An 11,947-nucleotide genomic window follows, 5' to 3' on the forward strand; every position below is an offset into this window, starting at 1 on the left:
CATGGCGAAAATCAACCTGGCCCAGCAGCTGGCGACCACCCTTGAACAGGCGGGCATCAAGCGCATCTGGGGCCTGACCGGCGATAGTCTCAATGGGCTCACCGACGCCCTGCGCAGCATGGACAGCATCGAGTGGATGCATGTGCGCCACGAAGAAGTGGCCGCGTTCGCCGCCGGCGCCGAGGCCGCCGCCACCGGTGAGCTGACCGTGTGTGCCGGCAGTTGCGGGCCGGGCAACCTGCATTTGATCAATGGTCTGTTCGACTGCCATCGCAACCATGTGCCGGTACTGGCGATTGCTGCGCAGATTCCGTCCTCGGAGATCGGCCTGAATTATTTTCAGGAAACCCATCCCCAGGAACTGTTCAAGGAATGCAGCCATTTTATCGAGCTGGTGAGCAACCCCGAGCAGATGCCCCAGGTGCTGCATCGCGCCATGCGTTCGGCGATTCTCAATCGAGGCGTGGCGGTGGTGGTGATTCCGGGAGACGTGTCGTTGCTGGAGGTAGAAGACAAGCTCAAGCCATGGCCGGCGCTGCATGCACCGCGCACATTGCCGGCCGAGGCCGACTTGCAGCGCTTGAGCGATATGCTCCAGAGCAGCGAGAAAGTCACACTGCTGTGCGGCAGCGGTTGCGCCGGTGCCCATGACCAGGTAGTGGCGTTGGCCGACGCCCTCGGCGCGCCGGTGGTGCATGCGCTTCGCGGCAAGGAGCATGTGGAATGGGATAACCCATTCGATGTGGGCATGACCGGCCTGATCGGTTTCAGCTCCGGCTACCACGCGATGCTCGACTGCGACACGCTGATCATGCTCGGCACCGACTTTCCTTACCGTCAGTTCTATCCGACCGACGCCAGAATTATCCAGGTTGACCGTGACCCCCAGGCCCTGGGCCGACGCGCGACCCTGGACCTGGGCATCGCCGCCGATGTCAGTGAAACCATCGGCGCGCTGTTGCCGCGCCTGACCCGCAAGACCGATCGCAGCTTCCTCGAAACCTCCCTCAAGCATTACGAGAAAGCGCGCCAGGGCCTGGATGACCTGGCGCAACCGTCCAAGGCGGATCGACCGATCCACCCTCAATACGTAGCACGCCTGCTCAGCGAGCTGGCCGATGATGATGCGATTTTCACCGCCGATGTCGGTTCACCGACCGTATGGGCCGCGCGCTACCTGAAGATGAACGGCAAGCGCCGCCTGATCGGCTCGTTCAACCACGGCTCCATGGCCAACGCCATGCCCCAGGCCATCGGCGCGCAGGCGGCGTTCCCGGGTCGGCAGGTCATCTCGATGTCGGGTGACGGCGGTTTCACCATGTTGATGGGGGACTTCATTTCGCTGGCGCAATTGAACCTGCCCGTCAAAGTGATCGTGTTCAATAACGCATCACTGGGTTTCGTCGCCATGGAGATGAAGGCCGCAGGCTACCTGGACACGGGCACCGAGCTGAAAAACCCGGATTTCGCGGCCATGTCCAATGCCATGGGAATCCTGGGGATTCGCGTGGAGCAATCCGAAGACCTGGAGCCGGCCCTGCGCCAAGCGCTGGCCCACAACGGCCCGGTGCTGGTGGATGTAGTGACGGCCACCCAGGAGTTGGTGATGCCGCCGACGATCAAACTCGAACAGGCCAAGGGGTTCAGCCTGTATATGCTCAAGGCGGTAATGAGCGGGCGTGGCGATGAAGTGATCGAGCTGGCGCGCACCAACTGGCTGCGCTGATCCAACGGCGGGAGGGGCAAACCCCTCCCGCACCCGGACTCATGGTCCGATTCAGCCCTGTTGTTTTTCGACCCATTTGCCGAAGGCATCGATAAACGCCTGCAGGAACGGCCGGGTTTTTTCCGACAGCTTGCCGGCCTCATCGAACACGCTGCCCGCTCCGCCCAGGTAGGCTTCAGGCTGTTGCATGCACCACACATCAAGAAACACCAGGGACTGGCGCAGGTGATGGTTGGCACCAAAGCCACCAATGGCGCCTGGCGATACGCTGATGATCGCGCCGGGCTTGCCGCTCCAGGCACTCTGCCCATACGGACGGGACCCGACATCGATGGCATTCTTCAACGGCGCCGGCACGGAACGGTTGTATTCGGGCGTCACGAACAACACCGCGTCGGATGAACTCACCTGTTGACGGAAAGTGCTGTAGGCTTGCGGCGCGCCTGGCCCGTCTATGTCCTCGTTGTAGAGCGGCAAATCGCCAATTTCAACAATGTTCAGCTTCAGGTTGGCCGGCGCCAGCTCGGCCAGTGCCAAGGCGACTTTGCGGTTGATCGAGTCTTTTCTCAAGCTGCCAACCAGGACGGCAATCGTGTAGACCTTGCTCATTGAGGTTTCCCGACGTCTGACTAAAGGAGCCTGTAGTTATAAAGATTTCATCGCGCGTGCACCAGCGGGTTTTGAGAATGCCGCACACGTTGATGCGCAATCCCATGTGTGGGAAATATCTGAAACGTTAAACGAATAGTATTTTTTTCTTATAGGTAAACTACCCCGCTCCCTGACGGTCTACAGAACCGCAAATCGAGTGTTTATCTCCAGAGGTTCTAAACAGATGGCAGCAGTACTAGTCGGACAGTTTCATGCCAGAGACGCGGAAGGCCGCGTGTATTCGGTGCATGAGTTCCAGGAATCCAACCCGGCGCACGGCGACCTGGCTGGCTCGGCGCCTACCACCACCTACAAGCTGGCCATTGGCGACCGGATGGAGAAGCTGGAGGGTGATGAGTTCCGATTGGTTCAGTCGGGCACCATCCTCGTACGCGAATCGAAGACCACCCTCGCCTCATAAGACTAGGCCCTGACCTCCTGCCCGGTCCAGGCGACTGGGCCGGGGAAGCTACGGGCTATGGATTTGCGTCACCTCAATGCCCTGCTCACCTTGCTTGAGCGTTACCACCACCTGCCCCCTCTCCCCCTCAACCGCATACATCGAGCGCGTGTAGCCCGGCCGGTCGTAAGCGGGATAGGCCTGCACCTGCCTGATCAACGTGATACCCAGCACGGCGCCCACCTGCTCGCCGACCTGTTCCTGGGAGCGAATAAACGCTTCAAGTGCGAGGTCCTCCGGTGCGTATTCGGCGTGATTATTGAAGAAGTAAGCCGCCATGCACCCCACGGTCACCAGGACCAGGAGTTGCTTGGCCGTTACCCCGAAGAGCGTCGAGGGTAGAGGCATTTGAGACCAGACCTGTTTTTGTTGTAAGTACCGGGTCACCGGCATTGGTCGTTGCTGATCAGACACCGCATTCTAGTAGGGTCGTGGCGCAACGCCATAGACCGGGGCGACGCTCGCAGTCTTTTTTGCGCACAAAGGCCTGCGCCATTGAATCCCCAACGCGCTGCACATAGACTCCGGCCATGCGTTTACGTCATATCGAAGTGATTCAGGCCATCTTGCAGACCGGGCACCTCGGCACGGCCGCCGAGTGGCTGCAACTGCCCGTGGGCGAGGTAGACGCCACCCTCAGGGATGCCGAGCTGCAACTGGGCTTCATGCTGTTTGCCAGTGTCCGCGGGCGCCTGCAAGCCACCCGTGAAACCCTGGAGTTGCAGACGCAGATCGCGCCCCTCTACGACGCGCTTGAGCCGCTGCAGCGCCTGGCCAGCCGCTTGAAACACCATCACGCGCCGACCTTGCGTGTGCTGTGCACCCCGCCGCTGGCAAACCAGTTGTTGCCACAGAGCATCGCCCTGCTGCGCCGACGCTTCCAGGACACGCCGTGCAACCTGTCGAGCCAGCCGACCCGGGAAATCGTGCGCAGCCTGTTGCTGCATGAAACCGATGTGGGCCTGAGCCTGCACGATCCGGAGCACCCGCACATTCAAGGCAGCGTACTGGCCCAGGGCAAACTGCAATTGCTCGCCCCCCATGGCTGGCTCAAACCCAGGCAGAAGTACATCGCGCTGCAGGATCTGGCGGGGCAGTCGATGATTGGCCTGGAGGGCCAGGACCCGTTGAGCCGCCTGCTGGACGCCAAACTGCAAGCCCTGCGCCCGCTGCCGGTGGTGCAAACGCGGGTGCAGACGTACCAGATGATGCGCAGCATGGTCGAGGCAGGCGAAGGCCTGGCGGTGGTCGATCCGTTCACCGCCTTCGGTGCACGGGACGCGGGGCTGGATGTGTGCCCGATTTCACCACCGATCAGTGTCAACCTGTATGCACTGACCCTGCACGGCGCAGCCCCGTCACCGGCCCTGAGCGCATTGCTGGAGATCGTAACCGAGAAGGCCGAAAACCTGCTGTCCAACGACATGAAACCCGCGTAGACGCCGCCTCAGATCGAGCTGACTTCAGTCTTGAACAGCCGATACCAGAAAATCGCCACTTCACGGGTTTGCGGGTCGATCCCGCGATAGCGCAGTTGATCGATGCCCCCCATGACATACCCGCTACGCTCATACAGGCGACAGGCACCAAGGTTGTTGTTCTGGGTTTCAAGCATCATGCCCGGCAGGTTTTTCTTGCGTGCCCAGAACTGCGCCACATCCAACAGCGCCCTGGCGACGCCGTGACGCCGTGCAGGCAGCGCCACCGCCAGCTCGTCAACGTGGGCGAAGCCGTTCCAGTTGGTACTGACCACGACGTGCCCGACGGCGCGATCATCCAGATAGGCCATGAAGATCGCGCTGTCGGGCGCGTTGCGAAAGCTGGCGAATTCTTCCGGGTCGATGCCGTAGCACTTGCGGTACGGCAGGATGCGCTCCAGCGGCCACTGATCGACGCGCTTGTCCATCTGCGGCACACCATAGGCACTGACCTCGAAACTGAAGTCATTGCCCCATACATAAGCGTCGAAGCCTTCATCGGCGACGCGCACACTGAGCCCTGGATACTTCGGGTTCATGACAGCTTGCATAACGTTCCTTAACCTTTGATGCAGTCGACGGTGTAACAACGACCACTGCCGTCATCTTCATGTTGCAGCCCATGCACATCAGCGACAAAGCCGGGGAAACTGCTATCGAACGTGCGGGCGAACGCCAGGTAATCGACGATCGAACGCGTTGACTCGGTAAAGCGCTCGCCCGGCATGATCAACGGGATGCCCGGCGGATAGGGCACCAGCATCACGGCTGCGATGCGTCCTGGCAAGGCATCGATGGAAACGGCTTCCACTTCCCCCCTGACCAACTGATCGTAGGCGTCGGCCGGCTTCATCGCGATCTGCGGCAACACCGTGTACATACGCTTGAGGTGCCGGGCTGTCGCATTGCTGCGATAGCAACTGTGCAACTGGTTGCACAGATCGCGCAACCCCAGGCCTTGATAACGGACCGGACCCTGGGCATAGACCGAAGGCAGGCAACTGGCCAGGCTGGTATTCCCATCATAGCTGCGCTTGAACTCCAGCAACTCGGTGAGCAAAGTACTCCACTTGCCTTTGGTGATGCCCATCGAAAACAACACCAGGAAAGAATACAGCCCGGTCTTCTCCACCACCAGGCCGCGCTCCCAGAGGAACTTGCTGACCACGGCGGCGGGAATCCCGCAATCGCTCAAGGCGCCACCGGCGTTGAGGCCGGGCATCACCAGCGTGACCTTGATCGGGTCCAGCAACACATAATCTTCAGCCACGTCGCCGAAACCATGCCAGTCGTCCTGGGGGTGCAGCAGCCAGTCAGCCGTGGCGACCCGGTCGATACCGGCCACCGAGGGTGGCTGCCAGATGGAAAACCACCAATCATCGGCGGCGATATGCTGACGCAGATTGGCCAGTGCACGGCGGAAACTCAGGGCCTCGTCGAACATTTCCTGCAACAGCGAGCGACCCGCCGGCCCTTCCATCATCGCCGACGCAACGTCCAGCGAGGCGATGATGCTGTACTGCGGCGACGTGGAGATATGCATCATGAACGCTTCGTTGAAACGGTCGCGGTCCAGCTGCCGCGCACCGCCATCCTGCACATGGATCATCGATGCCTGACTGAAGGCCGCCAGCAATTTGTGGGTGGAGTGCGTGGTGAACACCAAGGGGCTGTCCGGCGTACGCAACGTGCCCATGCCATAGCGCCCGGCGAAAAACTCGTGGAACGCCGCATAGGCGTACCAGGCCTCATCGAAGTGCAGCACCTCCACACTGTTGCCCAATTGCTGCTTGATCAGTTCGGCGTTGTAGCACAGGCCGTCGTAGGTGGAATTGGTCACCACCGCCAGCTTGACCTTCGCCGGGCGGCCCCGGGCCAGCGGGCTGGCGTCGATCTTGGCGCGGATCGATTCGGGGCTGAACTCACTCAAGGGGATGGGGCCGATGATCCCCAGTTCGTTGCGCTCCGGGCACAGGTACAACGGGATCGCGCCGGTCATGATGATCGAATGCAGCACCGACTTGTGGCAGTTGCGGTCCACCAATACCAGATCGTCGCGGCCCACCATGGAATGCCAGACAATTTTGTTGGCGGTGGAGGTGCCGTTGATCACGAAGAACGTATGGTCGGCCCCAAAGTTGCGGGCGGCGCGGGCTTCGGCTTCGGCCAGCGGCCCGGTGTGATCGAGCAGCGAGCCCAGTTCCGGGACGGAAACAGACAGGTCCGAGCGCAGGGTGTTCTCCCCGAAGAACTGATGAAACGCCTGCCCCACCGGGCTTTTGCGATAGGCCACGCCACCGCCGTGGCCCGGGGTATGCCATGAGTAATTGGAGTCGGCGGTGTGTTGCACCAGGGCCTTGAAGAACGGCGGCAGCAGGCCATCGAGGTAGGTGCGCGCAGCGCGGGCGACCTGGCGCGCCAGAAACGGCACGGTGTCTTCGAACAGATACAGAATGCCGCGCAACTGGTTGAGTTCGCTCATGGCGTCAGCCGGGGCGTTTTCCAGGGTGACTTGTTCGCCCAAGGCGAAGATCGGCAGGTTGGGCGCCCTCACCCGCGCCAGGCGGATCAGCTCGACCATGTTTTGCAGCAAGTGGGTGTTTTCCCCGGCGCCTTCCGCTGCGATCAGCATGCAAGCCAGGCCATGGTGGGTGGACGCTACCAACCGCCCTTCGGCGTAGTCCACGGCAGAAAAGATACTGAAGCCCTCCTGCTCCAACTCCCTGGCGATGCCTCGAACCCGGTCACCGGCAACGGTGTCGGCCTTGATGTCACGGTGCACGATAAGGACGGGAAACTTCAGGTCTTTGTACATGAGCGCGCCTACTCCTGAGGGCTTGCACTCAGGGTAGAGGCTGGAAGCGAATGTGGCGAATGAAGATTTCGAAGACAGTGGGGATCAACTGTTGATGCCGTCAAGAGCGGACGCAGAGCGTCCAAGGCGGCATTCCCACGCAGAGCGTGGGAACGATCGTAGGGTGCCAGGATTACTGTTGCGTCAGTTGGGTCCACAATGCTGGTGCGCCGGCCGCCTTGGCAATCGCTTCCAACCGCGCGACGTGCTCGGCCAGATCCTGCTCGCTGGCTCGGATGACAGGCGTGGGCCTGCGGTCTGCCGGCAGGCGACGGATCTCCGAGGGGCGATTGCCCGAGCCTTCCGCCGAACCGCTGCCATCGGTTGCATTACCGGCCAGCGACAGGCTGGTCTGCCCACCGGTCATGGTCAGGTAAACGTCAGCCAGGATCTCGGAGTCGAGCAAGGCGCCGTGCAGTTCACGCCCGGAGTTGTCGACACCATAACGCTTGCACAAGGCATCAAGGCTGTTGCGTTGGCCGGGGTGACGCTCGCGGGCCATCATCAAGGTGTCGAGGATCGAGCAGTGCCGGGAAATATCCGCTCGGTCCATTTGCCCCATCAGGGCAAATTCATTATTGATGAAGCCGACGTCGAACGCCGCGTTATGGATGATCAGTTGGGCGCCGTTGATGAACTCGAAAAACTCATCGGCCACTTCGGCAAAGCGCGGCTTGCCCTTGAGGAATTCGTCGGTGATGCCGTGGACGCCGATCGCGCCTTCGTCACTGTCGCGGTCCGGTTGCAGGTAGACGTGGAAGTGACGACCGGTCAGGCGGCGCCCCATCAGTTCGACACAACCGATTTCGATGATCCGGTGACCATCGGTCACCGGCATGCCGGTGGTTTCGGTATCGAGTACAACGGATCGGATGGCCATCAGGGTTCAGCTCTCAACGGTGTGTAGATCAAAGGGCGCGATGTTAACACGTCAGCCGGCATCAGCTCTGCTTGTAGCCGCGCACTTCATCCACGCCACGGTTGGCCAGTTGGTCGGCACGCTCGTTGCCTGGATGGCCGATATGCCCGCGCACCCATTTCCAGGTGATGTCATGGCGGTTGCATTGCTCATCGAGCAATTGCCACAGGTCGGCATTCTTGACCGGCTCCTTGGACGCCGTTTTCCAACCGCGCTTCTTCCAGTTGACCATCCACTCGTTGATGCCCTTCATCACATACTGCGAGTCGGTCACCAGCAGGACGTTGCAGCGCCGCTTGAGCTCTTCGAGGCCGCGAATGGCGCCCATCAGCTCCATGCGGTTGTTGGTGGTATTGGCTTCGCCGCCCCACAACTCCTTCTCCACGCCCTTGCACACCAGCAATGCGCCCCAGCCGCCGGGGCCGGGGTTGCCCTTGCAGGCGCCATCGGTGAAGAGTTCTACACTATCGGTCATCGGTTATTCGGCCTGAATCAAAATGAGGTTTTACGGTTGACGTTGTTCGCGGTTGACCTTGGCCAGCGGCATTGGCACCAGCTTGCCGAGCGGTTCGCGGCGCACTTGCTGCACCGGGCGCAGGCCGACCACGATCTTGCGTGCCACCAATAAATAGAAGCCGCCACCCGACAGTTGCCAGGCGCCTGCGCGGCGTTCCCAGCCAGCGAGGCGGCCCTGCCACTTGGCGGACGCAAGCGGCGGACGATAGCACCCGAAGCGGCGTTTCTCCAGCGCGAAGCCCAGCAGGTTCAACCAGTCGCCGACCCGCGAAGGCGCAATGCAACGCGCCTGGCGCAAACCGTCATGGGCGAACAGGTGGCGCAGGCCCCAACTGCTCCAGGGGTTGATGCCAATAATCAGCAAATGGCCACCCGGGCGCACGCTGCTCGCGGCTTCGCGCAACAAACCGTGGGGAGACAGGCAGAAATCCAGGCCGTGCTGCAACACCACCACATCGGCGGCGTGTTCGCTCAACGGCCAGGCCTGCTCCTCGCAGACGATTTCCACGCCCGGCAACGGCGCCCCCAGGCGTACATTGCGTTGTACCTGCGGGGCGCTCGGTGGCGAATCGGCCGAGGGGCCGTAATGCACCAGGTAGCCGCCTAAGAACCGGCCCAGCTCGTCTTCGAGCATGCGCCGCTCTTCATCCAGCAGCAATTGCCCCAGCGGCCCGGACAGCCATTCGCGGGCGGCACCGATCAGAGCCAGCCACTCGGGATCGGCCTGGGCGAACGCTTTATCAGTCATTGCATTCTCCAATTCGCCTAGACGTTCTAAGATGCACCAATGTGTTCAGCTTGGCGAATCGAAGAATGATACAGATCAGTGCCCTGCCCGCCTTCACCGATAACTACATCTGGTTGTTACAGGATGAGCAAACCCGACGTTGCGCCGTGGTCGATCCCGGTGACGCCGCGCCGGTCATCGCCTGGCTTGAGCAGAACCCTTCCTGGGTACTCGGCGACATCCTGGTCACTCACCATCACCATGATCATGTCGGCGGTGTCGAGCAACTCAAAAAACTCACCGGCGCCAAGGTCTACGGCCCCGCGAACGAAAACATCCCGGCCAGGGACGTCGACTTGCAGGACAACGACCGCATCACCGTGCTCGGCCTGGACTTCGCCGTATACGCAGTGCCCGGCCACACCCTCGGCCACATCGCTTATTACCATCAAGGCGTGTTGTTGTGTGGCGACACGCTGTTTGCCGCCGGTTGCGGTCGCCTGTTCGAAGGCACGCCGGAGCAGATGCATACCTCGCTTGAGCGCCTGGCCGCCCTGCCCGCTGACACCCTGGTGTACTGCACCCACGAATACACACAAAGTAACCTCAAGTTTGCCCAAGCCGTGGAACCGCATAACACCGACATCGCTGAGCGGGTTGCGCAAGTCGCTCAGTTGCGGGCGCGTGGCGAGATGACGCTGCCGTCCAACCTGGCGCTTGAAAAACGCACTAACCCTTTCCTGCGCACCTCTGAAACATCCGTTAAACAAAAAGCGGACGAACGGAATGGACGCGACAACCGCTCTGGGGCCGAGGTGTTTGCTAGCTTGAGGGCCTGGAAAGATAAGTTCTAAGCCGAAGCGATCTGATACGAAATTTCTGAATGGTTGACCGGAACCAAAGCGCTTTCTAGAATCGCCCGACATTTTTGCCCGGAACTTACTTCCAGCCAATGTCGTCATCTATTCGTAAATCCATTTCTTCAGACGCATTGACCCGCCTGGCTCAAGCCGTGGCGGTGGCCGTTTCCGCAACTCTGGCGGGCTGCCAATCGACTCATTACGCTGCACAATCCACCGTGCAACCCAAACCCAATCTTGCTGCCAAGATCAAGCAAAAACCTATCTGGCTTTCAGAGAAGCCCAGCCCCGAAGTGCCCCAGGATGTCTGGGAACGCATGCGTCGGGGCTTTCAATTGCAGGACGGCGTCGGCGTCAACCCGCGCATCGAGCAACAGCGCCTGTGGTTCGCCAGCAACCCGTCCTTCCTGGAGAACGCCGGGGAACGCGGCAGCCTCTACATTCATTACATCGTCGAGCGCCTTGAAGAGCGCAACATGCCGCTGGAACTGGCGCTGCTGCCGGTGATTGAAAGTGCCTACAACCCAATGGCCTATTCGCGCAGCGATGCGGTCGGCCTGTGGCAGTTCATCCCTTCCACCGGGCGCTACTTCAACCTGCGCCAGACCCGCGCCTACGATGGCCGCCGCGATATCACCGCCTCCACTACCGCCGCCCTGGACTACCTGACCCGTCTGCATGACATGTTCAACGGTGACTGGCTGCTGGCCTTGGCGGCCTACAATGCCGGTGAAGGTACGGTCAGTCGGGCCATCGAGCGCAACGAGAAGCTTGGCCTGCCGACAGACTACTGGAACCTGCCCCTGCCCCAGGAAACCAAGGACTACGTGCCCAAATTCCTGGCGCTGTCCCAGGTGGTGCTGGCACCCGAGGCCTATGGCGTCAACCTGAACCCGATCGCCAACACGCCGTATTTCGAAGTGGTTGAAGTCAAGCAAAGCATGGACCTGTCCCGGGTCGCCGCGCTGGCGGAAATCGATGAAGACGAGCTGTTCCAGCTCAACCCGGCCCTGAAACAACGCACCACCCTGGACGGCCCCCAGCATCTGCTGGTGCCCACCTCCAAGGCGCAACTGCTCACCAGCACCCTGTCGATGATGAAGCCCGAAGAGTTGTTGAGCATGCGCCCGAAAAAGCCGGTGTTCGACGAAGTCGAGACCAAGACGGTTGCCGGGCGTACCCGCAGCTACAAGGTGCGCACCGGCGACAACCTCACGCTGATCGCCAAGGCCAACAAGGTCGATGTGCACGACCTGCAGCGTTGGAACAAGCTCAACGGCCAGGCGCTCAAGGTCGGCCAGACCCTGGTGATGCAGGACACGCGCAAAGCCGCCGCGAAAAAGCCGGTGCAGTACAAGGTCAAGAAAGGCGACTCGCTGTACATGGTCGCCAAGCGCTTCAATGTCGAGATGCAACACCTCAAGCGCTGGAACCCGCGTACCGGCCAGGCATTGAAGCCCGGGCAGATGCTGGTGGTGTCGGGGCCGCGCTGAGGCCTCAGAAACACCCAGGAACTCATGTGGGAGGGGGCTTGCCCCCGATTGCGGTGGGTCAGCTTACACATCGCTGTCTGGCTGCCTGCTATCGGGGCATAGGTATCTACACAACGTTTCAGACCGTAGCAGCCGACGGTAACCACGATGCGAAGCGAGTCGCTCTTGATCTGGCTTTTGATCTTGATCTCAGGCGCCCCGTTAAACCACGCTGGCCGAACGCAGGCTTGAATCCGTGGGCAACCCGGCAGGACGCCGGGTTA

Annotated in this window: 12 protein-coding genes; 5 read left to right on the forward strand and 7 right to left on the reverse strand. The window is 61.1% G+C overall.

All coding sequences use genetic code 11. The features are described from left to right. The first annotated feature begins 1 nt into the window (after position 1). Positions 2 to 1,726, forward strand: coding sequence for a ubiquinone-dependent pyruvate dehydrogenase (poxB, locus tag J1G34_RS13455; RefSeq protein WP_122561687.1), 1,725 nt, complete (start codon positions 2 to 4; stop codon positions 1,724 to 1,726). 51 nt (positions 1,727 to 1,777) lie between these two features. Here the strand turns inward: poxB and J1G34_RS13460 are convergent, their stop codons facing one another. Beyond that, positions 1,778 to 2,335: an NADPH-dependent FMN reductase gene (locus J1G34_RS13460; RefSeq protein WP_065885255.1), complete on the reverse strand. Its 558-nt coding sequence runs from the start codon at positions 2,333 to 2,335 to the stop codon at positions 1,778 to 1,780. Between the two features lie 226 nt (positions 2,336 to 2,561). Between J1G34_RS13460 and J1G34_RS13465 the strand changes: the two genes are divergently transcribed. Further along, complete coding sequence (locus J1G34_RS13465; protein ID WP_065885254.1) at positions 2,562 to 2,798, forward strand: hypothetical protein; 237 nt, start codon at positions 2,562 to 2,564, stop codon at positions 2,796 to 2,798. Between the two features lie 48 nt (positions 2,799 to 2,846). Here J1G34_RS13465 and J1G34_RS13470 read toward each other — a convergent pair whose 3' ends face one another. Then, on the reverse strand, positions 2,847 to 3,185 hold the full coding sequence (locus tag J1G34_RS13470; RefSeq protein WP_065895440.1) for a hypothetical protein: 339 nt from the start codon (positions 3,183 to 3,185) through the stop codon (positions 2,847 to 2,849). Positions 3,186 to 3,367: 182 nt separating this feature from the next. On the opposite strand from J1G34_RS13470, the gene J1G34_RS13475 reads away from it, so the two are divergent. Then, positions 3,368 to 4,276 (forward strand): LysR substrate-binding domain-containing protein, encoded by a 909-nt coding sequence (locus J1G34_RS13475; protein WP_065895374.1) that lies wholly within the window; start codon positions 3,368 to 3,370, stop codon positions 4,274 to 4,276. 8 nt (positions 4,277 to 4,284) lie between these two features. Here J1G34_RS13475 and J1G34_RS13480 read toward each other — a convergent pair whose 3' ends face one another. The 5 genes from J1G34_RS13480 to J1G34_RS13500 form a co-directional block, all read right to left on the reverse strand. Then, positions 4,285 to 4,866 (reverse strand): GNAT family N-acetyltransferase, encoded by a 582-nt coding sequence (locus tag J1G34_RS13480; RefSeq protein ID WP_222994183.1) that lies wholly within the window; start codon positions 4,864 to 4,866, stop codon positions 4,285 to 4,287. A gap of 8 nt (positions 4,867 to 4,874) precedes the next feature. After that, positions 4,875 to 7,130, reverse strand: coding sequence for an Orn/Lys/Arg family decarboxylase (locus J1G34_RS13485; protein ID WP_065895373.1), 2,256 nt, complete (start codon positions 7,128 to 7,130; stop codon positions 4,875 to 4,877). A gap of 172 nt (positions 7,131 to 7,302) precedes the next feature. Next, complete coding sequence (gene dnaQ, locus J1G34_RS13490) at positions 7,303 to 8,043, reverse strand: DNA polymerase III subunit epsilon (RefSeq protein WP_163001637.1); 741 nt, start codon at positions 8,041 to 8,043, stop codon at positions 7,303 to 7,305. A 67-nt stretch (positions 8,044 to 8,110) separates the two neighbouring features. Continuing rightward, the gene (gene rnhA, locus J1G34_RS13495) at positions 8,111 to 8,563 is read right to left on the reverse strand and encodes a ribonuclease HI (protein WP_057725161.1); all 453 of its coding nucleotides are present in this window, start codon (positions 8,561 to 8,563) and stop codon (positions 8,111 to 8,113) included. Between the two features lie 30 nt (positions 8,564 to 8,593). Then, positions 8,594 to 9,352: a class I SAM-dependent methyltransferase gene (locus tag J1G34_RS13500; RefSeq protein ID WP_222994184.1), complete on the reverse strand. Its 759-nt coding sequence runs from the start codon at positions 9,350 to 9,352 to the stop codon at positions 8,594 to 8,596. A 65-nt stretch (positions 9,353 to 9,417) separates the two neighbouring features. Here J1G34_RS13500 and gloB point away from each other — a divergent pair, with 65 nt between their 5' ends. Continuing rightward, entirely contained in the window at positions 9,418 to 10,185 is a 768-nt protein-coding gene (gloB, locus tag J1G34_RS13505; protein ID WP_065895370.1) for a hydroxyacylglutathione hydrolase, read from the forward strand. Between the two features lie 98 nt (positions 10,186 to 10,283). After that, positions 10,284 to 11,684 carry a transglycosylase SLT domain-containing protein gene (locus J1G34_RS13510; RefSeq protein ID WP_065897056.1) on the forward strand — a complete coding sequence of 467 codons (1,401 nt, stop codon included), beginning with the start codon at positions 10,284 to 10,286 and terminating at the stop codon, positions 11,682 to 11,684. Positions 11,685 to 11,947: the final 263 nt, after the last annotated feature.

The sequence above is a fragment of the Pseudomonas sp. Wu6 genome, from assembly GCF_019891515.1.
Lineage (GTDB): Bacteria > Pseudomonadota > Gammaproteobacteria > Pseudomonadales > Pseudomonadaceae > Aquipseudomonas > Aquipseudomonas orientalis_A.